The organism is Pedobacter sp. HDW13 (assembly GCF_011303555.1).
Classification (GTDB): Bacteria; Bacteroidota; Bacteroidia; order Sphingobacteriales; family Sphingobacteriaceae; genus Pedobacter.
On the sequence record NZ_CP049868.1, the window covers coordinates 4360792 to 4385394 of the forward strand.

The 24603-nt window shown below is 38.7% G+C and carries 13 protein-coding genes; all 13 read left to right on the top strand.

Annotated features, from left to right (window positions below):
• Positions 1-834: 834 nt before the first annotated feature.
• The 13 genes from G7074_RS18635 (at position 835) to G7074_RS18695 (ending at position 24569) form a co-directional block, all read left to right on the top strand.
• A complete protein-coding gene (locus G7074_RS18635; RefSeq protein WP_166210480.1) occupies positions 835-3837 on the top strand; it encodes a TonB-dependent receptor plug domain-containing protein in 3003 nt (1000 codons plus the stop codon).
• An 18-nt stretch (positions 3838-3855) separates the two neighbouring features.
• Positions 3856-5448, top strand: coding sequence for a RagB/SusD family nutrient uptake outer membrane protein (locus G7074_RS18640; RefSeq protein WP_124562629.1), 1593 nt, complete (start codon positions 3856-3858; stop codon positions 5446-5448).
• Positions 5449-5471: 23 nt separating this feature from the next.
• On the top strand, positions 5472-6149 hold the full coding sequence (locus tag G7074_RS18645) for a hypothetical protein (protein ID WP_166210483.1): 678 nt from the start codon (positions 5472-5474) through the stop codon (positions 6147-6149).
• A gap of 9 nt (positions 6150-6158) precedes the next feature.
• On the top strand, positions 6159-7181 hold the full coding sequence (locus tag G7074_RS18650) for a DUF5007 domain-containing protein (RefSeq protein WP_240916351.1): 1023 nt from the start codon (positions 6159-6161) through the stop codon (positions 7179-7181).
• Positions 7182-7216: 35 nt separating this feature from the next.
• Complete coding sequence (locus tag G7074_RS18655) at positions 7217-10387, top strand: SusC/RagA family TonB-linked outer membrane protein (protein ID WP_166210489.1); 3171 nt, start codon at positions 7217-7219, stop codon at positions 10385-10387.
• 40 nt (positions 10388-10427) lie between these two features.
• Positions 10428-11921 carry a RagB/SusD family nutrient uptake outer membrane protein gene (locus G7074_RS18660; RefSeq protein WP_166210492.1) on the top strand — a complete coding sequence of 498 codons (1494 nt, stop codon included), beginning with the start codon at positions 10428-10430 and terminating at the stop codon, positions 11919-11921.
• A 4-nt stretch (positions 11922-11925) separates the two neighbouring features.
• The gene (locus tag G7074_RS18665; protein WP_166210495.1) at positions 11926-12645 is read left to right on the top strand and encodes a fasciclin domain-containing protein; all 720 of its coding nucleotides are present in this window, start codon (positions 11926-11928) and stop codon (positions 12643-12645) included.
• A gap of 32 nt (positions 12646-12677) precedes the next feature.
• Positions 12678-14381: a DUF5008 domain-containing protein gene (locus G7074_RS18670; protein WP_166210498.1), complete on the top strand. Its 1704-nt coding sequence runs from the start codon at positions 12678-12680 to the stop codon at positions 14379-14381.
• A 23-nt stretch (positions 14382-14404) separates the two neighbouring features.
• Positions 14405-16165, top strand: coding sequence for a DUF4983 domain-containing protein (locus tag G7074_RS18675; protein ID WP_166210501.1), 1761 nt, complete (start codon positions 14405-14407; stop codon positions 16163-16165).
• A 12-nt stretch (positions 16166-16177) separates the two neighbouring features.
• The gene (locus G7074_RS18680) at positions 16178-18124 is read left to right on the top strand and encodes a M60 family metallopeptidase (protein ID WP_166210504.1); all 1947 of its coding nucleotides are present in this window, start codon (positions 16178-16180) and stop codon (positions 18122-18124) included.
• A gap of 12 nt (positions 18125-18136) precedes the next feature.
• Positions 18137-19837, top strand: a complete 1701-nt coding sequence (locus G7074_RS18685) for an alkaline phosphatase family protein (protein ID WP_166210507.1) — start codon at positions 18137-18139, stop codon at positions 19835-19837.
• 239 nt (positions 19838-20076) lie between these two features.
• The gene (locus G7074_RS18690; protein ID WP_166210510.1) at positions 20077-23241 is read left to right on the top strand and encodes a glycoside hydrolase family 2 TIM barrel-domain containing protein; all 3165 of its coding nucleotides are present in this window, start codon (positions 20077-20079) and stop codon (positions 23239-23241) included.
• A 125-nt stretch (positions 23242-23366) separates the two neighbouring features.
• Complete coding sequence (locus tag G7074_RS18695) at positions 23367-24569, top strand: glycoside hydrolase family 27 protein (RefSeq protein WP_205944092.1); 1203 nt, start codon at positions 23367-23369, stop codon at positions 24567-24569.
• Positions 24570-24603 lie beyond the last annotated feature (34 nt).

The window sequence follows — 24603 nt, forward strand, 5'->3', positions numbered from 1 at the left end:
ATTTGTGTAATGTGTTGTTTATGAGTGTTTTGACTTTTGTTTTGTTTTGTTTGTGCTCTTAAAAACAAACGTTTGCGCTTAAATTGTGTGTAAATTGTTTTTCTTGACTTTTCAGTCTGGTTTACACTAGTGTCAAAAACCTAAAGATTAGCGTATTATCCTCATAGTTTTAATTTTTGGTCACTCAATTATATTGTCATCTTGACGTTTATTGTATTTTGCCGTTTGTTAAAGGAATATCTCTATAAAAATCGACAAAAACTGTCGGGTATTTTAAAGGTTGAAAGCTTTTATGTTGCTTTAGTTTGTTTTAAAGGCATTTTTTAGGCAAACGTTTGCGTTAAGAAAAATTAAAATTGAACTTTCTTAATCTATATCTTGCATTAACAAAATTAAAACGAGCCAAATATTTTTTTAGTACAATAGCTTTAAAATGCTTTCTGCCAACCAACAGGAAACACAATTAGTAAGGCAATGATAAACCCTTAACCGGGAAATAACAGCAAACAAACAATAACTAATGGTTCTTGCCACAATATTTTTGTAGCAAGGATTAATAACTAATCCTAATTAAACTCTATGGTCAAAAACTTTACACTTTGTCTCCAGGTATTCTTTTAAGAAAATAACAAACAACCAAATGGTTCTTGATGCAATTCTTTTTGCAGCAAGAATTATAACTAATCATTCTAATTCCCATACTATGTTCAAAAAATTTACGCTTTGTCCACTGGCATTCTTATGCCCAAAATTTTCTGCCAGTAACAGTCTGTTACCGGTCTTTTAGCAATTGCATTTTCATTTAACACTAAAAATTTAATAAAAACTATTCAAATGGTTAAAATTTACACAAGCATTTGTTTTGCCTTGTTTTTATCTGTTTTTGGATCTCAAACTTTACACGCCAATACGGTAGTGGTAAAGGGGGGTAATAGTGTGTATTTTGCTTTTCAGCAAGATACTACGAAAGCTAAGAAAGAGCCATCAACATTTTCTGTAAAAACAGATACAATAGGGCAAATGATTAAGGCGTTGCAGAAATTTAAGGCTGTACGCGATACGATTAACATCCGTTCGGCAACGCCAATTCCAAATTTGTCATTACAACAGATTATTAAAGGGAATTTGGCAGGAGTTTACGTACAGGAGCCAAATGGCGAGCCAGGAACTGAACAGAGCATTATTATACAAGGAGCTTCCGGGCAATTGTTTACAAAAAAGGATATTTATGCACTACAGCCGGCAGTTTATTTAAACGGTGTGCCGTTGGTAGCCGATAACCCTTTTGCTTTTGATGTACAGAAGTATGACTACAATAGGGTTGGTCCGGCAACTAATTTACTTTCTCAGATTAGTATTGATAATATTCAGTCTATTTCGGTGATTAAAGATCCATTTGAGCTGGCCAAACTTGGACCAAATGCAGCAAATGGCGCAATATATATTACTACAAAGAATGCAAGGGCAGCCGGTCTTCGTGATATTAGTGCAAACGCTTATTTTGGTTATGTAACTGCACCCACTGTAAATACAATTAATGGTGTTTACGAAAATAATTTCAGAAAACCATTTTATCAAAAATATGCAACTACCGAGAATTATGCAGGTTATGCTTCTTATTTAAGAGATTCTACCAATACCGCATATTACGGGCCATCTAACTGGAATGATGTCTATTATAAAAATACACCAACCTTTTCGGCTGATTTAGGTATTACAGGTGGTGGCGATCGGGCAAATTTCAGATTTTTTGGTTCAGGTACTCAAAATGCTGGTAATGCCGATGATACCCACATTAATAAGTATAACTTATTTTTTGGAATTAACATGGCGCCGTTTAAATGGCTTACTGTTTCGAGTAGCGTAAACGCAGCCCGTTTAGATCGTACCAGAAACCGAAGCCTGAGAGATCGTTTTGCAGAAACCAGGTATATTCCTGATTTATCAAATCCCTTATCACCAAATGCCTCTATATATGGAAGCTTTTTAGGCGAAAATGAAAAAAATGTTGACAATAACCGCTCTAGTATATTAAATGGAAATTTAATAATAAGTGCTAAAATCAATAAAATAACCCTCGCTTCAAGTCTAATTTTTGATTATAATGAAGGGGTTAGAGATTATTTTACTCCCTCTACCTTAATGGATGGAGTAAGCTATGTATCTAATTATTTTGGCTATAGTCAGCGTTTGTTACAAAGCAATACGGCTTCTTATAAATATGAAATTAATAAAGCAAATACAGTTGATTTTGAAATAGGCCAGAGCTTTCAGGGCGATACTTATAAATATAATTATGCAAGGGCTTATAATGGACCAAATGATTATGTAAAATTAAACCTGGTTGACGGTCGTGAAAAGATTAACGATGTCGATAACCCTGATTATCTAAATACCCTGGCTAAAGGTGGATTCTATGTTTTTAGATATATAGACAAAGAACGGAACAATTTAATGTCTTTCTATGGATCAGCCAAATACAGTTATAAAAATCTGTTAAATGTAAGTGCCCTTTTAAGAAGAGATGGTTCTTCGAACGGACAGCCAGACAGCAGATGGGTAACTACACCAGCTTTTAGCGCCACCTTTAATTTAAAGGAGCAGTTCTTAAAAGACAATACTTTTTTTGATAACCTGAACCTAAGTGCAGGTTGGGGAAGAAATTTGAGAGTTTTCCTTGACGACAGATATGCAGCAGGTCCTCAGTACCGTTCAGAAAATGGATGGTTTGAAGAGCCAACTATCCCAGGTTACGGAGGTAGATTGGGAATAAACAGACCATATGAAAGTGGCTTTATTGGTTATGGAATTAGCTTGCCTTTTTCTGATCGTACCAGTATAACCCTAGATGCATCTTTCCTGAAAAACAGAATTAATGCAGCAATTAGCGCTTATAATCGTAATGATAATAATAACATTGTTGGCGTACCAGTACCTTTTGAAACAGGTTATAGTGTTAACTATCAATCGGGAATGGATATTAACAATAAAGGTTTAGAACTCATGTTGAACGGAGTAATCATCAGTAAACCAAAAGGGTTAAACTGGAATACTACCTTAAACATCAATTACAATCACAATGAACTTAAAGCATTACCTAACGGTTTAAAGGAAGTAGTTGTTGGAGATAATAAACTTGCTGTTGGTAAACCTGTTGGAAGTTTTTGGTTGTATAGCAACAATGGAATTTACAATACCAATGCCGATGTACCTGCAGGAAGAACCTTTAATGGTATTCCAATGAAAGCTGGCGATCCTAACTGGGCAGATTATAACGGCGATAACCGTGTTGATAGTAAAGATAAAGTTTTAACAGGTAACAGGTTGCCGAAATTTGTAGGTGGCTGGAACAATACCCTGGCCTATAAAAACTTTGATCTTAATTTCAACTTCATATTTGCATTGGGGCAAAAAGCAATTAATCAATATGAAGCTACCCGTTATGGATTTATTAATCGTGAAGCAAGTAACGATATCAATTCGGTTAAAGAAGTTTCTTCTTGGCAGATATTTGACAATGAAAAAGCATATCCAATTTACAATCCATGGAGCGATGTTGATGCTTATCGTGTAGATCAGGACCTATTCCTTGAAGATGCTTCATATGTAAAATTAAGATCGGTAACATTAGGTTACGATTTCGGTAAAACATCATTTTTTAAAAAATCGGGTAAAACAATAAGAAGGGCATATTTATATGCAACCGCGATGAACTTGTTTACCATAACCAGGTTTACAGGTGCAGATCCTGAACTTGTAAACTATACCGGATACTACGATGGAGCCAATTTAACCATCCCTAGAACTTTTGTATTAGGCTTTAAATTGGATTTATAAAATAATTATACAATTAATATGAATGATATAATCAATAAAGAAAATAGGTTTTACAAAACTGCTGCTGCAATTTTGGTATTACTAATTGGCTTTGGAAACTTTTCTTGTAAAAAGATTGACGATGTACAATCGACAAGATTATCTACCGAAGAAACCAACTGGAAAACCTTAGAAGATGCCAAAGCCAATCTGCTATCGGTATATGGTTTACTTCGTTCGGCTACTGTAGCTGATAACGGCCACTGGATCATGGGCGATTTAAGACAAGGTGATTTTACTATTACCAATCGTGCCGATTTAAAGGCAGTTGTGAATGGCCAGCTAAATGCTTCTTACCCGGTAATTAACAGGTTAACCAACTGGAGAAGATTTTATGCAGCCATAAATGCGGCAAGCCTTTTTATAGAGCGGGCAAAAGAGATTAAAAGTTTAGATCCACGTTATACCCAAATAAATTTTGATGTAGATGTTGCACAGGCCAGAATGCTTAGGGCTTTTGCTTATTTTTATATGAGCAGAATTTGGGGCGATGTGCCTTTGCTTACCTCATCTCACGATGGTGAATTTGTACAACTGGCCAGAACATCACAACAAAAAGTACTGGCTTTTGCTACCAACGAATTGTTGGCTGCGGCTAAGGTTGTACCTTTTAGATATGGTGGTACCGATCCGATTATGCCAGGCTTATATTATGGCGCAAACTGGCCTTCATGGAATGGTATCGTTTTTACACGCTTATCAGCTTATATCATTTTAGCACACATTGCTGCATGGCAAGGTAACTATATCGATGTGGCCAACTATTCTAAATTTGTTTTGGACAATCAATCTACCCAATATTTTGTAGATGGCGCTAACCCGTTGGATTATATTGATATGAATGCGCTAACGGAAAATCAGAACAACTATAGCCCGTTTGCATACAAAAGAGCGAACCTTATGGTGGGTTTCCCTTTTGAAGCTGGTAATGGTTTATCAACTGCCAACGGCCACATTGAGCAATTAACGCTGGCTTATCCTTTTATTCCGAAATCACAGCCAGAAATGTTTGTTTCTAAAGATACCATCATCAAGGCATTTTCAGTTCCATTTGATTTAAGGTTCAGCAGAGATCCAATAACAGGTTTATTGAGAACGAATTATTTCTATGGTTTTGAATCTGAACGTCCAATTTTTAATAAAATAAAGGTAATCTATCCATCCAACACTTCCGGTAATGTTACCTTATTCAGTTCATCGATGGTATTTAGCCGCATGGAAGAAATTACCTTGTTAAGGGCTGAGGCACTAGCTGTTTTAGGGCAGAACGATCAGGCACTTAATGCGCTGAACAGGGCCTGTTTATTAAGAGGCTTTGGTTTTACCACCAGCACACCAGATTTAGTTGCTGCAATTTTTCAGGAGCGTAGAAGGGAGTTAATGGGCGAAGGCTGGAGATGGTACGATATTGTACGCTACAATAGAATTAAAAACCCGCAAACTGTTTTTGCAACCAAAGGTGGTAAGTCGATGACGTTTAAGGAGTTTGAGGCTGCCGGAGGTATTTATTGGCCAGTATCACAAGATGTAATTAATGCCAATTCATCAATTACCCAAAATCCATACTGGTAACCATTAACCTAATCAGATTTAGAATGAAAAATTTATTATATAAAAAGAGCACATTTTTTCTTTTGGGGCTTATTGGCTTATTCTTTACTGCCTGCAAGAAAGATGTTACGCCTTATCATGATTATGTAAATACACAGCAAACCTTCAATGGTTCTGCAATGGATTATTTAAAGGCCCAGCCTAAAGGCACCTTTGATTCCTTGTTGTTGGCTTTAGATCGTTACCCATTCCTGAAAGACTCCTTAACGAATCAAAAAGTAACACTTTTTGCCCCGGTAAACAAAAATTTTGAGGCAGCAGAGAAGTACCTAAACTTGGTGCGTAAAAATCAGGGTAAAGCACCCGTTTATTTGTCAAATGCAGATCCGGTTCAATTGGGCGTAATGTTATGCAAATACATCATCAGAGGCGGTAGAACTACGGATGCATACATCAATAATGCAGATGGAATGTTACTTAAAAACATTGTAATCGATTATCAGATGCATGTTAAATATGTAAAATTAAGTTCAGCAGGTTATGTTGGCGGAGGCCCTGCATCACTTAATTTTAGCGATACCTATGGTTCTATCTTTTCCAATACCTGGGTAACAACAACAACCAACGCGGTTAACATTAAAACCAACAATGCAATTATCAATATCCTTACACCAATACACAATTTTGGTTTTGACGAATTCACAAACAGATTGAACAATTAAAAAGTGATGATGAAAAATAAATTAAATCTATTGCGTATATGCTTAATTCTGGTATTGGGTAGCATAGCCTTATCGGCATGTAAAAAGAATTTACCTGATGAACGTTTATCAATAGCCAACGATTCTCAGTACACCCAATATTTATATCAACCGGTTTTAGGTAGAAATACTTTGTTTGCCAATAACTTTCAATACGGTAACTCTAGTCGTCCTTTGGATTTTAAAATTGTAAACATGCGCACCTTTAACGGGGAGCCGGCACCAGAGTTAACCAACAACTACCCCGTAACCGTTTGGAAAACTGCCTACGATGGGACCGAGAAATCCCTTGCAGCGATCGAAGCGAAACGTACTATAGAAAACCATCCGTTATTCGAAGTAAGACCACACTCTGGTGAGTTTATGATGTGGGCTGCGGCCAACTCAAATATGGTAAAGGCACAGCCAGATTCGGGCTACGTTTTTGATGTAGAAATGTCAAATTCAGGAGGTAGAAAGTACTATCAGAATTTCCGTTTGCGCCCTTTGCGTGAGCGTCCGTATGAGCCATCAAATTTAGACCCTATAACAGGGCAAGGTACCTCAGTATCGGTTAATCCTACCAGTGTATTTATCACAGGCGAACGCGGACAGTTACTCAATACCAGAGATGACGTGCAGGTTTTGTTTAAGAAAACAGGAAATGGTAACAGTCTCACTTTCAAATTCGCAGATACATTATCTAATCCTATTGATCCGAATAAGTTTGCCGCTACTGATTGGGCTAATTTAGTACATGGCTTTAACATGGTTAAAGATGCTGGGAAGGTAAAATACGAGGTGGCTTATCCAATACCTTGCAGTGCTTATCCAACTAAGTACACTACGCTGTCAGGAGATCAGGCGAGGGTTGTTTTCAGGTTTAACAGGCAGGCATTTGGGAATATACAACAACAGTGTTTCCTGTCCTTCAACTTTAATATTTACCAAAAAGGAGATTGGGAAATCACTTTCTGGTTTAAGCGTGATAAACCAAAATTTGATAATGATTAATGGAACAGTATAAACTAAAACAAAACATATTTCCAATGAAGTATTTTTACACCATAGTTATTTTATTGATTTTTGGTTTCCAGAATTTAGCTATTGCCCAGCAACGCATTGTTGTAACCGGGACAGTTATTGATGGTTCATCAAAATCAAAAGAAACCATACCCGGAGTTAGTGTTACCAGCGGAGGTAGTTCGTTAGGTATTACCGATAATAACGGTAAATTTAGGGTAACGGTAGCTAACAACGGTTCTTTAACCTTTAGTTATGTAGGTTACGAACCTATCACAGTTAAAGTAAACAACCGTACTAATATTTCGGTTACCATGGGGGTTGATAATAAAACCTTAAAAGAGGTAACAGTTACAGCTGGTTATCAAACCAAAACAAAAACATTGATGACCGGTTCTGCTGTAACCATTTCCGGAAAAGATATCCAGGGACAACCAGCCAGTGATGTAATGTCGCTATTACAAGGTAAGGTGGCAGGTTTAAATATTCAGAACAATACAGGTTCTCCTGGTTTCAGAGGTAGCGTAACCATACGTGGTATATCTAATATCAATGTTTCGGGTTCTGGAAGTTCTTCTTTCTTAACACCTACGTCGCCATTATTTGTAATTGATGGTGTACCGGTAGATGATAATACCGATTACTCATATGGTTTTCAACAAGCAGGCCCTGGTGTTTCGCCAGCTTCTCAAATTCCACCAGAGGATGTTGAAGATATTACAGTATTAAAAGATGCTGCCGCTACAGCCCTGTATGGCTCGAGGGGTGCATACGGTGTAATTTTAATTACCACCAAGCGCGGTAATTCAAAAGTGCCAGTAGTGCGTTACAATGGTTCAGCCTTTATGTCAACAGTTCCGCAATTGCGTTCAGTAATTGGTGGTAAAGGTGAGCGTTTGTTAAGAATTGATCAGATTTTACGTTACGATACAACTTATAATCATGCCATCGATTTAATAAACTCTACACCATTCTTATCTGATAGTTTAAATGCCTATTACAATAACTCAACTGATTGGCAGTCTTATTTTTATCGCCCAACTTTTAACCAAAACCACAATTTAAATATTTCTGGAGGCGATACCAAGTTTAACTATAAAGTAGCCTTAGGAATTTACGATGAAAAAGGTATTCAACAGAACACAGGTTATTCTCGTTATAACCTGAACATGAATATGATTTATTCACCTAGTCGAAAGTTTAGACTCGAAGGGCAGTTAAATAACTCCATACAAAATCAGCAAACGGGAAGTGGGAACGGGCTCCAGAACGCTGGGATTGCGAAAGGAGGAAGCTCGTCTTCCTTACTGCCAGCCCCCTCGCTCTACTCATCTGTTGATGCTGTATTGGGGGCATTAACTACCGATAACGATAATAAGGTATTAAACACTACTGCAACCCTAAATGGAGAGTACGAAATTGTACCAAATTTAAAATTGGGTTCTTATTTAAGTTATACCGGAAAATCGAGTACAAAAGATAATTTTTCACCGGCGGCATTAAATTCAAACCAGGCAGAGTACTATACCTATAATGATAGGGCTACTACTTTATACAACCGTAATCAACTTTCGTATGTATATTCATTAAAAGAGGCTGGCGAAGATGCACACAACTTTTCAGTTTTTGCTTTCTCTGAGCTAAGGGCTTCTTTCTTTAAATCGGATGCAATATTGAACGATCGCGTAGTAAACGATCAGTTAAGAGGGCCGTTAACCAATATGACCGATTACCTGACTTCAAAAGGGGGAACAATTGGTTATACCGATTTAAGAAGTATTGCTTTTGCCGGTGCTTTCTCTTATAACTATAAGCAGAAATATGTAATCGACCTGAACTATCGTGTGGATGGACTATCTACCAACGGACCAAACGCCGGTTACAAGAAAAACCCAGCAATAGCGGTAAAATGGAACTTTGATAGAGAAGCATTTTTAAGCAATTTGAAATTTTTGGATTATGGTGATATCCGTTTAAGTTATGGTTCAAATATTACTCCAAATGGTAATATTTATCAGGCTTATGGTAAGTATTATGGCGGTGGCCGTTACAACAACAGCAATACTGTAGTTTCAGATTTAGAGTTTCTGCCAAACTTAACTTTAGAGCCAACAAAAGCCACAACTTATAACGCAGGTTTTGATGTTGGTATCTTAAATGGAAAATTCAGTTTATCAATGGATGCTTATTATAAACAAACAGACAACAGTTTCAGAGAGAAAAAGCTATCTGTTGCTAATTCATTTGATAAAATTGGTTCTACAGAAATTAGTAACGTTAACTATGGTTGGGAGTTTCAGGCAACAAGCCGCCCGTTAAACGCTACCAGTCCGTTCAAATTAGCTTTAAGTGCGAATTTGGCAATTAACAGAGAGATTTTGGCCGCATTGCCTGATGGATTAAGAGAACAAATTTATTACGATGCAGCTTTAGGTCAGGATACGTATTATCGTTTAGGTATCAATTCACTATCTAATTACCTGTATAATACGAAAGGTGTTTACAGCACCAATGCTCAGGTTCCGGTTGATCCGCTTACTGGTTTACCATACCGTGTAGGTGCCAATGGTAAATTAAATTATTTCAAAGCCGGAGACCCTATTTTTACTGATTTAGATGGTAACTATGTATTAAACGAATATGATAGGGTAATAGCAGGTAACTCGCAACCGCAAATTACAGGTGGTTTTACCTCGTTGTTTCAGTATAAGAACTGGAGTTTGGAGGTTAATACATCTTTTACACTTAAGCGCGATATCTTAAATAACAGTTTGGCAGCTCAGTTTGCCCGTTTCAACACTCCGCTGGGTAATGACAAAGGTGAAATATTCGGATTGGTTCCACTTTCTGAATATAGCTATTGGGCAGCGCCGGGCGATATGGCCATGTATGGTAACCCATTAGATTTTGTTAGGGCAAAACTATTAGATCCATATAGATCTAATCAAACCCTGTTTCAGGAAGATGGATCGTATTTTAAATTAAACTCAGTAAAAGTGTACTACATGTTTAATCAAAAATTCACACAAAAATATGGTATGAACAGAGTAAGTGTTAACCTAACTGCTTCTAACTTAGGTTTTATAACCCGTTACTCAGGTCCAAATCCAGAAAATGTTACCTCTTTAGGAAGAGATGACTCTGGAGGTTACCCAATTTCAAAACAATTTGCATTAGGCTTAAATATTGAATTTTAAATCGGATATGATGAAAGCGAAAAATATAAAATATTTACTAATGGCTACTTTACTATTGTTCGTAGCCCCAGGGTGTAAGAAGTTTCTTAATGTAGAACCTATTGATGCATTATCTGGAAACAATTTTTGGCAAACCAAAAAAGACGTAGAAGGTTTTACCAATGGAATTTACTCCAGGTTGAGAAATAAAATAGGCTCGAGTGTGATTATGCCAGCGCTCGACGTTCGTGCGAATTTCGTAACAACAGTGGGTACAATTGATAATAACGGAAACAATGTTTTCAATAACTTAATAGCCAATAACTTAAAGGCTGCTGTGAATGGCAGTACCACTTACGATGGCAGATTAAGGGGGATTATGGATTGGAAAGCCTGGTACGATATTATTGCTGCCAGCAATATCCTGTATTATGAGGTAGATAATGTTCCTGGTAACAACCTATCAGATAGCGAGAGAAAAAGGTATAAAGCCGAAGCAGTATTTACGCGTAATTTAAGTTACATGTTTATCTGCAAACTATTTGGCGATGCCATTTACTATACCGAAGCTTATAATAGTAAAGCGTTGCCACGAAGCCCTCAGGTTGAAGTAATGAAAAAATGTATTGCAGATATGAATGCTGCAAAGAACGATCTTCCCGAATCATATACAGATGCTTCTTTAGTTGGTATAAGGCCAACTAAAGCAAGTGCAGTAGCTTTATTAATGCATCTAAATATGTGGGCAGCTGCCTGGGATACCGGAGATAAGACTGGTTATTATAAGGCAGTGCTGGCACTTGGAGAAGAGATGTCCACTTATAAAAATTATACGGTGTTGCCAGTTACTGTAGAAAATACCAAACGGATTTTTAAAGGGCGTTCGAGCGAAAACTTATTTAGTATTTTGCAGGATTACAATTATGGCGAGATATTTTCAAGCTTTTCCAATTATTCATATTTCTTTTCTCATTATCCTGTTCGTGGTGCTACAACTAAAACCACCAGTTTTATGACATATGAAAAAGATTACATCAATAAACTGTTCCCTGCCGGTGTGCCTGATGCAAGGATTAGCACCTGGTTCGAAAATTACGATGCTGGAAATAACACCTTTCAGTTTAAAAAATTCATAAATGTATATTCAACCGGATCAGGAGCAAGTTTAACGGTAAATAGTGATGATAGCGCAATTATTTTCCGCTTGCCCGATGCATTATTATTAGCGGCAGAGGCTGCGGCAGAACTTGGTGATGATGTTACTGCGAAGGCTTACGCCAACCAGGTTAGAGTTGCTGCAGCAGCACCCTTATTAATCTCAAACGGCGAGGAATTGAAAAATGATATTTATAAAGAACGGTGCCGCGAATTAATTGGCGAAGGTCAGTTCTTTTTCGATCTCGTACGCACAAAAAGAGCTATAAGTACTGATTATTCGAAAGCGGTAATCAGTGTGTCTAACTTTAACAACGGTGCATGGACCTGGCCTTTACTCATCAGTAGTGCTGAGCGTACGGCTAATCCATATTTGATAGGTAATAATTTTTGGAATTAAGAAGATGAAAATAGAAAACATAAATAAAGCATTTTTATTGGTAATGGCCAGCGTGCTCTTCATGCTTGCGGGTTGCAAAAAATACTATTTTGATACAGGCGTGCACGATCCAAAGTTTAGTGGAAGCAGTTTGCAGTACATGAAATCAAAGAAACCTTTCTTTGACAGTACTTTAACAGTAATTAATCTGGCTGGGTTGAATGATGTGCTGGATAAAGAAAATGTAACCTTTTTTGCGCCACCAAGCGGTTCGGTTTTTAAAAGTATTAAAAGATTGAACGAGTATTTGAGAATAAATGGGAAAGATACCGTATCGCAACTTAGTCAGATAAAGCCCGAAGTATGGAGAAACACCCTTTCACAATATATTTTTAAGGGTTCCAACTTGTTAAAAGATTATCCACAAAGAGATACGCTTTCATACATTGCTTTTCCAGGTCAGAATTATACTGCCTATAATGGACGTATCATGAATGTTGGTGCAATTTTTAGCGATGCAGGTGGGGTGAAATACGCAGGTTACCGTCAGTTATTTTTGGCCTATATTCCGGATTTATCAAATCCACAGGTAGCACTACAAAATAATCCGGTGGCTACATCCGATATCCAGACTACAAATGGCGTGTTGCATGTATTAACCAAAATTAAACATAACCTCGGTTTTAATACCGATACTTTCATCGATCAGGTAGTTGCAGCGGGCATTTTACCGCCTACACCATAGCTAATTATTTATTTATATTAATTAATAGATACATGTTAACAAACATAAAATATAGAACAGGCTTATTGGTGGCAATGGTAATTTGCCTTGTTAGCCTCATGGTTTCTTGCGAAAAAGGAAAGGGACTGGCCGATGATCCTTACGCTGGTGGGAAACAGGTATTGGGTATAACTTTTATCTCAAAAACTACCGACCCTGATATTGTAAACGCTGGCTCAACCCTAAATCTTCAGGTAAATGGATTAATGAAGTATAAAGATAACTTTAAGCTTTATGTTAATGAGATCGAAGCCGAAGTATTGAATTATACCGACAGTACAATTCAGTTTAAGGTACCTTTAACGGCCAGTACCGGTAGCGTTTGGATTACTTCGCAGGGTCAAAGTTTTTTCGGACCAATTGTTAAAGTTGGTGGAAAAGTAGCAGTAGATCCTACCTTTAAAATTGTAAATGGTGCCAGTTCAGTTTCTGCATTCGGTATAAATACAGTTTACGATGCCGAAAAACTACCTTCGGGCAGGTTTTGGCTTACCGGCGGATTTACTACTTTTGAGCAGAAAGGGTCATTATTAACTCCTAATGGAGGTATAGTTCAGGTAGATGCAGACGGGGCTTATATTACCAGCGATATTAACTTTGGAAAAGGAGTTGCCGGGGGCTTTGGAATTATAACCTCAATTAACAGAATATCAAGTGGTTCTCAAAATGGCAAATTTATAATTGCTGGCAGTTTCTCTTCGTATAACTCTTACCGTGCTAACCGCCAAACACTTAGCAATATTGCCAGGTTAAATGCAAATGGTACTTTAGATACCGTCAAAACAGCAGATAAAGATGCTCAGGGTAATTCATTGGTGCCTATTGTTAATCCTAAACCCGGCGAAACCTGGAAAAATGGTGATACTGTAGCGGCCTTTAATGCTGGTGTAGATGGTTTTGTAAGAAAAACATTTATTTATGGCGAGCAGATTTATATCGTGGGTAATTTTCAGAATTTCAGAAGAATGTATTATCCAAATTCCAGTTACGATGAGAAGGTATATGATATAACCAAAATGAAACAAATGGTTCGGGTTAATGCAGATGGAACTATGGATTCTACCTTCCATTATAATAAGAATACCCGCCAAAGTGCTGCGGCTGGAAACGGTGGGATTATCGATGCCATGATGCAGACAGATGGAAAACTTATTTTGGTAGGGTCGTTTACGTCGTTTAACGGTGTAACAGCTAACCGGATTGTGCGATTAAATTTAGATGGTTCTGTAGATCAGACTTTTAGTGCAGGTACCGGAGCTAATGACGATATTTATTCGATCAGGTACAATGCTACAACCGATAAAATTGTAATTAGCGGCAACTTTAGCTCCTTTAATGGAAAAGCATCCTCTGGTGTTGCTTTATTAAATTCAAATGGGTCTGTAGTAAGCACTTTTAACGGCTCGGCTATTACAGGAGGTATTGCTACTTTCGCTGCTCAGCTTAACAATGGTAAAATAATAGTTGCTGGTTCATTCAAGAAATATGCCGATTATTTACGTCAGGGCTTTATGATATTGGAAGCCAACGGACAGTTAGCTGTTGGCTACAACAATACAGGTGGTTTTCAGGGTAGGATTTACGATATGATTGAAACTCCGGTAACCAATGGTTCGCAGGTTATTTTAGTTGGTGATATTTTTAGATTTAACTCTATGCTGCCACATAACGTACTTAGGCTAGTCATTTCTAATTAACTGTACACTTTAATTTTATAGATATGAAAAAAAATATAAGATCAGTTTTTAACATAAAAACGATAAGTGCAGCATTCCTTTTAGGGTTTATTTTACTCCACTCGGCCTGCAATAAAAATTTTGATAATGTTTTGCCTAAATCGTTCAGAAACGATACACTTGGCTTAGGCAGCAATTCAAAAAAAGTGTTATACATTATATTGGATGGCGTAAAAGGTTCAGTAGTGAGCAGTTTAGCACCAGCCAATCTCACACAAATTACCAACAATGCCATATTTTCTTATGATGGTGTTGCTGATTACCAGCGTAACACCATTACCAATGCAGCAGCATGGACTACTATGCTTACCGGTGTTGATTATACCAAACACAATGTAAGCACTGAAACTTTTACAGGTTTGAATTTACAAACCACACCGACGTTATTTAGTGGAATAAAATCAAGTTTGGGAAATGTAAGGACAGTTTCTTTAGCTTCAACAGCTGCATTTAACGATAATCTGGCCACTGATGCTACTGTTAAACAAACCCTGGCCGACGATGCCGCAGTTAAAACTTCCGTTATTGCTGAGTTAGGAGCCGGTAATCCTTCATTACTGGTGGCACAATTCCACAGTGCAGAAGTGGCAGGTATGGCCAACGGCTATACCGGGGCTACAACAGCATATACTAGCGCAATTAATACACTAGATGGTTACGTAGGAGAAATTTTGACTGCTTTAAGGGCTAGAAAAACCTATGCGCAGGAAAGCTGGTTAGTAGTGGTGGCCTCAAACAAAGGTGGTGCTGCAACTTCAGGTGGTGCACCAGGTTCAAATATTTATGCAGACGATTCGCGTAATACGTTTGTAGCTTTTTATAACCCCAAATTTAAACCGAATGCCATAAATAAGCCTGATGTAACTAATCTGCCCTATGCAGGAGTTGGCGCAAAGTTTAACGCAACTAATGCTGCGATACAAAGTGACGCCAATTTTTTAAATTTAGGTACAAATATAGAGGCTACCATTCGTTTTAACATCCGTTGGGATGGAAGCACCGGGAATTCAGGTTACCCTGCAATTCTCCAAAAAAGAGGCGTTACCAATGGGATAACGGCAGGAGTACCAGGCTGGGCTTTTATCAAAGATGATGGTGGGATTATTAGTTTTAATGCGAGCTTCACTGGCGCTACCGGAAACTCGCAGGCAAAAGGACCGGCATCTCAAAAACTGGATGATGGAAAATGGCATGCTGTTGCGGTAAGGTTTTTTAATAACGGTACTACCCATACTGCCAGTATGTTTGTTGATGGTATACCTGCGCAAACGGCTAATTTAGGCCTAACTGCAGGCAATGGAAACTTAAATACCACATCACCTTTAACTTTTGGAAAATATACTAATGTTGATTGTTTTATTACCGAATTTGCAGTTTACAATATAGCCATTCCTAATGCTGATATTATTGCAAACAGTAAAAAAACGCCGCTAACACCAATTACTGATCCATATTACAATAATTTAGTAGCTTATTTTAAAACCAGTGAAGGTGTTGGTAATGTATTGAATGATGCCTTAGGTAAAGCTCCCGCAATGAATTTGGTGGGCACACCCAACTGGACAAATTACGCTGATATTTCTCCAAATCTCTCTCCTGCTATATCCGAGGCGGCTTTTAAAGCAGTGCCAAATGGTGTCGATATCCCGGTGTTAATCTACAGTTGGTTAAATATTGCCGCACCAGCTAAATGGTCTTTAATGGGGAAATTTTATGCCCCGGTTGTTTCTTATCCAACCAACTAATTTAAATTGTATATGAAAATTAATCATTTCACTATATCATGCGCTGCAGCTTTATTATTAAGCCTGGCAGCTTGTAAAAAATATGGTTACGATATACCAGATGGCTATCCTGATGATTCTCAGAATGTAGCAGCAGGTAAAATTGATACCAATATGAAGATAATCGATAAATCGATGTATGCAAAAGCAAGGGTGTTCCCGGGGCTGGTTGATCAATCAGAGCCTCGTGTTCAAAATGCCAAGTTTACCTTAGATTTAAATTTTACCGATCAAACCGCCGATAATTTGCGTATACAGGTAGCGCCTGAGCCACAATACAGTACAGGATATTATGCCGCACCTGGCGAACTGGTTAAAATCGATGTTCCGGCAGGTATTGAAGGTTTAACCGTTCAGGTAGGCGGGCACACCGATAATCTTTCTGGTAAGTCTCCCTTATTGCGCGATCCGGTTATTTACATGCGCCAGCAACTGTATGCTGGTGCAAACTATGTACGTAATTTATATGGTGGTACCATTTATATCCGTGCAGGCAGGGCCTATCCAAATCCGGTAGAGTTTACCATTACCAATGCCTGCGTTTCTCCCGATTTTATTCTCGGCCAAACAGTAGATGCAGATTGGGTAAATAAAGTAAAAGCTTCTCAGGTGCCTTGGTTAGAATTGCGTAGTAAACGCGTAATTTTCCTGGTGCCAAGAGATAAAATTGTAGCAACATTTAGCTCATCAGAGCCATATACTAACCCAACAGTAGCATTGGGCAAGTGGAACGATGTATTCGATTTGGATTACAACGCCTGGATGGGTTTATCAGATAATGCAGCTGATGCAAAAGATAAAAGCCCGCAGGGGCCATGGCGAGGAATATTGGATATTCAGCTATCGGCAGGTTACGGCCATAGTGGTTTCCCTTTTGTGGGTTTAAATGACAATGAATGGTTTAAAGGTTTTACAAGTCTAAAAAACATTACCACCAGTGCAGGTCAATGGGGTTCTTATCACGAGTTTGGGCACAACTGCCAGCAAACTAAAGTTTGGAGCTGGAGTACTTTAGGCGAAACCACCAACAACCTGTTCAGTTTTAAGGTTGCCAATAGGATAGGAGCCGATTATAACATTTTGCACCCGGCAGTTTCAAGCGGTTTCCCTCAGGCCATTACTTACGCTACTGGTACAGGAACCAAAAATTTTGATGCAGATGCGGCAATGAATGATCCGTTTAAACGAATGACACCGTTTGTTCAGATCTTTGAAAAATATGGTTATGGTGCAATGACTTATTTGTATTCGCAAGCCCGCCATGCTGATCGCCTCAATAACAGCGATATTACCATGCATAATTTTGTGTATGAAAAACTTTCTGATTATACGCAAACAGATTTAGGTACATTCTTCGATGCCTGGGGCATTTTAATCAGCCCAAGCGTTAGGGATAAGGTATTGGCTAAATATCCTGAATTAACCACTCAGTTATGGACCTATAATCCATTAAATAAAACAGGTGGTACTGGAGTTATACCTGTTCAAACTTACCCTTATATTTTGGCAATTTCTTCAGCACAATCTGGAGATGGTGATCCAAAGTTTTTAGTCGATGGTGTAATCTCAAATGCCTCTTACTGGCATTCGCAGTATTCTCCAACTCCAACAGCTGCTCAAACTTTTCCAATATCAATTGTAATTAAAGCAGCAAAATTACCGATTAGTATTAAGGGGGTTACTTTTGCCCAAAGACAGAACAATAGCGGCGCATATGCTAAAGATGTAGAAATTTTTACCAGCACCGATGGTACAACTTACACTTCAGTAGGTACTACTACGCTACCTCAAAGTACCGCTAAATACGACTATAATTTCTCTGCAGGTAATGTAACTGCCCGTTATGTAAGAGTGGTAATTAAAAATGGTGCAAATGCAACGTACACCAACCTGTCTGAATGTAATATCATTAAACCTTAATGTTTGCGAATTATGAAATTTAACAATAAAATATATAACATACTTTTAGGCGTTTGTGCAATAGGCATTTTAGGCTATACGGGTTGTAAAAAATACGATAACCCTCCTCCGATATATGAAGAACTAAAACCCCTTAATAGTGTTCAGAGAAAGGTAATCTTAATCAGTATTGATGGGGTTACAGGTAGCGAATTAAAGGCTATTAATGCGCCCAATCTTGCTGAACTGCAAAAAACATCTAAGTATTCTTTCGAGGTGCAAAAAAGTGGCGTTGGTAACGACGTAGCTTCGTGGGTAACCATGGTAACAGGGGTAAGTTTTGCTAAGCATTCTATAGGAACCGATAATTTCGAAAGAATACAAGATCCTAATGGCGATGATCATGCGGAAATTAAATCGTATAGAAATGTTCTGGATTACATTACCCAGTATAAGGCTACAAAAACCGCAGTTATTACACCTTGGGATAATTTGCGTAAATATTTAAGAAATGCTGATTTTTCTCCTGTGGTAAGCACCGATTTAGCTGTTAAGGATAGTACTATTAATGTTTTAACTAAACAGGATGGTGTTGGTGCAGTTATGGTTCACTTCAGAGATGCAGAAACGGCAGGAGGCAATGGTGGCTTTGTGGCAAGTAATGCCAATTATAAAAATGCCATTTTAAAATCTGATGAATATGTGGGTAATATCATAACTGCTTTAAAAGCAAGAAAAAACTATGCAAAGGAAGATTGGTTGATTATTCTTACTACAAATCATGGTGGTAGTAGTGTAAATCCGCAGTCGGGATTTTTGATCGCTTCGAATAAAAATTTTAAACAAGAAGAGATAAAGAAAAGAGGATTTAACACACCATTGTTTAACAGTACCAGTATAGGTGCACAGGTTAATAATGATAATGGTTTATATGATTCTGGATCGAATAAGGATTTCACTGTTCAGATGCAAGCTAAATTTAACAGCGAGAATTATTATGTAGGTTTCTTATCAAAAAGTACCCTCATTAGCGGTAGTACACAAACTGGATGGATGTGGTTTCAAACCGATTCAAAAAAGTGGAATGTTTCTTTTGGAGGTACAAATAACGGTTCAGGTACTGGTAGGCAAGAGGTTAATGGAGGAGGTATAGTTTTCGATGGTGCATGGCATACTTTAACCATGACGGTTAAATATATTAATACCACCACCAGAACGGTTACGTTGTATACGGATGGAGCACAGAACGCAAGTATAAATATCAGTGCTCATAAAAGTTTATCGACTTCTGAAAAGTTAACCCTGGGTTATAAACAGTTTTCGGGCGGTACCGGTTTAAGTTTTCAGGGAGCAGAGTTAGCTTATTTCAATGTCGCGTTAGATGCAGCAACGGTTCAGGCAAATGTGGCCTTAAAAGACATTACCAAACACCCGAACTATAGCAATTTAATTGGCTATTGGCAAAATAACGAAGGAACGGATGCTTACCTGGCAAATAAAGCACCAGGAGGCTACGACATGGCGCTTTACGGGCCGTTTACCTGGAAAGCCATGGGAACAGATGTACCACCATCGGTAACGCCTGATGCAAATGCAGCAGGTAAATCCATAGCACTTACACCGGCAACTGTTAGTGCAAATATGTTGTACTGGATGAACATTAAAATCTTGGCAGATTTTGGCATTGATGGTAATCCTTTCTTAAATCAGTATGAAATAGAATTCTTAAAATAGTAGTTAGTTTAGTTAGTGAAACCCTTGCCTCCGGAGGAGGCAAAGGGTTTTTTCTGTTTAAAGGGATTTTATAAGCGCATTAATAGTATAATTTCTACACCTTAGTACTAATCAATTCCAAATAACGTAACCGTTCAGTAACATATTTAAAACTCAAACGTTTGCGCTAAAATATGCTTACCATAATCACCCAATCATCCGTAATTTGGATGCACAAAACCTAATATTATACACACACAATGAAGAGAAAATTAACCATTTTATTTACCTCATTATGGGTAGCCGGTCAAGTTGGTGCACAACAACTGCCAGCCGAGCTGCAAACACCTGAAGTGGTTTCGGTAAACCGTTTGCCTATGCGGGCCTCGGCCTTTGCTTTCGAAAGCCAGGAGCTTGCCGCTAAAAGAGCTAAAGAAAAATCAGCCTACTTTTTATCCTTAAACGGAACCTGGAAATTTAACTGGGTAAAAGACCCACGTAAACGACCAACAGATTTTTATAAGGTAGATTTCGACGATAAGGGATGGGATAACTTTAAAGTACCTGCAAACTGGGAAGTAAACGGTTACGGGCTACCTATTTATGTGAATCAGCCATACGAGTTTGCCGGTAGGCAGCTTACAGGTAACCGCATGAATCCGCCTTTCGATATCCCGGAAGACAACAATCCGGTAGGTTCATACCGCAGAAAAATCAATATCCCGGCTAATTGGGGCGATAAGCAGGTATTTATCAGCTTAGGAGCAGTTAAATCGGCCTTTTATATTTGGGTAAATGGCAAAAAAGTAGGTTACAGCGAAGATAGCAAGCTGGCAGCCGAATTTGATATCACCAAGTACGTAAAACCAGGCGAAAATACAATTGCCCTGCAGGTGTACAGGTGGAGCGACGGCAGTTATTTAGAGTGTCAGGATATGTGGCGCATCTCCGGTATCGAGCGTGAAGTGTATCTGTATGCTACCCCGAAACTGGATATCCGTGATTTTAAAGTATCAGGTACGCTCGATGCAAGCTATACCAACGGACTGCTGAATGTTGATTTAGCCGTTCAGAATTATAAAATAGATCAACGCACCAACCACAGCCGACCTGATAGTTTTTATGTAGCACTCGATCTGGTAGATGCCAAAGGAAATAACGTGTGGAAAGAAGCGGCCAAACTGCAAAAAGTATTGGGTAACTATAAAACCGATCTTAATTTCAAGGCACAGATTAACAATGTTAAAAACTGGTCGGCAGAAGTACCTTATCTATATACCTTATACATCACTTTAAAAGATAAAAACGATAAAGTAATCGAAGTAATTCCACAGCGTGTGGGCTTCCGTTCGGTAGAAATTAAGGGCAGCGATTTACTGGTTAATGGTAAGCGTGTATTTTTAAAAGGCGTAAACAGGCACGAGCACAATGCCACTCAGGGCCATACTTTAACCCATGCCGATATGGAAAAGGATATGGAAATGATGAAAAAGCTGAATGTAAATGCCGTGCGTCATTCACATTACCCGCCCGATCCCTATTGGATGGAACTTTGCGATGAATATGGTTTGTACGTAATTGATGAAGCCAATATCGAATCGCATGGCCGTTATTACAGTCTGGAAACAACTTTTGCCAACGATAAACAATGGCGCGTTCCACACCTGGAGCGCATTACCCGCATGTACGAGCGCGATAAAAACCATGCTTCGGTTATTACCTGGTCGTTAGGTAACGAAGCGGGTAATGGCGTTAACTTTTACGAAGCTTATGAGTGGTTAAAAGCCAAAGACTTCCGTCCGGTGCAGTACGAAAGGGCCGAAAATGATTTCAATACCGATATGATTGTACCGCAATATCCTTCGCCAAATTACCTGCCCCGTTATTCGAAACAGGAAAAAGAAACCCGTCCGTTTATCATGAGCGAATACGCACATATCATGGGCAACAGTTTGGGTAATTTTAAAGAGTATTGGGATGCCATCGAAAACAATCCAAAATTACAGGGTGGTTTTGTATGGGAATGGATCGATCAGGCCATCGATACCGTAAAAAACGGTAAGCGTATTATGGCTTACGGTGGCGATTTTCCTTTGAGTGGCCCGGTTGATGAAAACTTTAGCGATAACGATTTTTGTGTTAAAGGCGTGGTTACGGCTTATCGCGGAATGACTCCAATGGCTGTTGAACTTAAAAAAGTACATCAGTACATTAAGACAACTTTTAATGGTACCAATCAGATAAATGTAAATAACAGTTATTTCTTTAAAGATATTAGCAATGTGCAGCTAAACTGGGAGTTGGTAGAAGATGGCAAAGTAGTGCAAACCGGTGTGGTAAATAACCTGAATGTTGGTCCGCGCCAAAGCCAAACACTAACCATTCCATTTAATACGAAGTATGCAAGCGGTAAAGAATATTTCTTAAATGTGCGTTACCGCTTAAAAACAGCCGAGCCATTTTTAGAAAAGGGTTATGAAATTGCTTACGAGCAGATTGCTTTGGCAGGAACACCGAAGGCTAATACCTACGCTGCTGGTAAAAAAGCTTTAAAGGTTGAGCAAACTGCCGATCGCGCAATTGTTAAAGGCGGTGATTTTACCATTACTTTCGATCTTAAAAAAGGAACTTTAATCAGTTACCTCTCTAAAGGTCGTGAGTTGTTGGCCGCTGGCCCACAGCCGGGCTTTTACCGTGCGCCAACCGATAATGATATTGGTGCAGGTTTAAATACCAGGTTAAGGATGTGGCGCAATGTGTATCAGGATAATGATGCCGCCAATATCAAATCTACTGTAAATTCAACTGCCGATGGCTTTACACTAACCGTTAATTCATCGCTGTTAAAAGGCGATGCCGAAACCACTCAGCAATTTACTGTTCTGGCTGATGGTACCGTTAAAGTTGATAACCAATTTAAAGCAGTAACAGGCAATTACAAAAGTTTAATGCGTATCGGTAACGATTTGCAGTTGAAAAACGAATACAGCAATATTCAATGGTATGGCCGTGGTCCGAGCGAAAATTATGTTGATAGAAAAACGGCTTCCTTAATCGGAACCTATAAATCAACCGTTGCCGATCAGTATTTCCCCTATGCCCGTCCGCAGGAGAGTGGTAATAAAACTGAAGTGCGCTGGGTAAATTTCACCGATAAAGCCGGTAAAGGTTTACGCTTCGAATTTGCCGATCAGTTATTGAGCTTTAATGCACTGCCTTACGCAGTTGAAGATTTAGATCCTGAGGCAGAGAAAAAACAATACCACTCAGGCGAACTGGTAAAGCGTAATCAGATTTATGTACACATGGATTTACAGCAACTGGGTGTACAGGGAATTGATAGCTGGGGCTCTATGCCATTAATCCAGTATCAGATTCCTTTCAAAGATTACAATTACAGCTATTACATTAAACCTATTAAGTGACATAGATGGTCGTCATTCCCAATTTGATTGGGAATCTTAAAACATTAGTATTAAGATTCCTACCTGTGTGAGAATGACGACTGTTCTTTTTTAATGAAATGAAGAACGCGGTATCCAAAGAAAATATGAGATTTATCAAAATCTGTTTTACCTTATTGTTATTTGTCCAAATCAGCTTTGCACAAGAAACAAAATTAGCAGCAACGCCACCTATGGGCTGGATGAGCTGGAATATCATGTCAGAAAATCCGAACGAAAAAGATATTAAAGAAATGGCCGATGCGATGGTAACCAGCGGAATGGTTAAAGCAGGTTATCAATATATCTTTTTAGATGATTGCTGGCAGGGCGGTCGCGATAATAAAAACAACATCATAGCCGATGCTAAGAAATTCCCATCAGGCATTAAAGCGCTGGCCGATTATCTGCACGATAAAGGGATGAAACTCGGCATTTATTCAGATGCCGCTCCTTTAACCTGTGGTGGTTATACTGCCAGTTTAAATTTCGAAGACCAGGATGCCAAAACCTTTGCATCGTGGGGAATCGATTACCTGAAATACGACTATTGCAACGCACCAGAGGATGTAGAAACCGCGAAGAAGCGTTATGGTAAAATCGCCCAGGCCTTACGCAAATCGGGCAGGGATATCGTATTGGGCATTTGCGAATGGGGCCCACGCGAACCCTGGAACTGGGGCGCACAAGTTGGCGGCCAAAGCTGGCGTACCACTTTCGATATCAGGGATAAATGGCTGGATACCGAAGGTAAAGGCGGTGTGGGGATTTATAACGTGGTTGATAAAATGGCAGGATTGGCCAGCTTTTCAGGTCCGGGTAAGTGGAACGATGGCGATATGCTTGTAGCTGGTTTGCATGGCACCAAAGGGCCTTCTTCTGCTTTTAATGGCGTGGGTTGCACAAAGGCTGAGTACCAGAGCCAGATGAGTTTATACAGCATGCTTAACTCGCCACTGTATGCCAGTTGCGATATCCGCAAAATGGACGATGAAGCGAAAGCCATTTTTACCAATGCCGAAGTTATTGCCTTAAACCAGGATGCTTTGGGCAAACAGGCCGAACGTAAAATTAAAACCGATACCTGGGATATTTTTGTACGACCTCTGGCCAATGGCGATTTCGCCATCGCTATTTTAAACAAATCAGCCTCAACACAAAATGCCAAAGTAAACTTTGCAGAACTGGGCCTGGCTAATAAATATGAGATTAAGGATTTGTGGCAACACAAAATTATTGGCAAAAATAACAAGTGGACAGGTGAAGTAACTGCTCACGAAACCAAAGTTTTCCGCTTGAAAAAAGTATAACCTACTTCAAAATACTAAACCATCCCAACTAAAA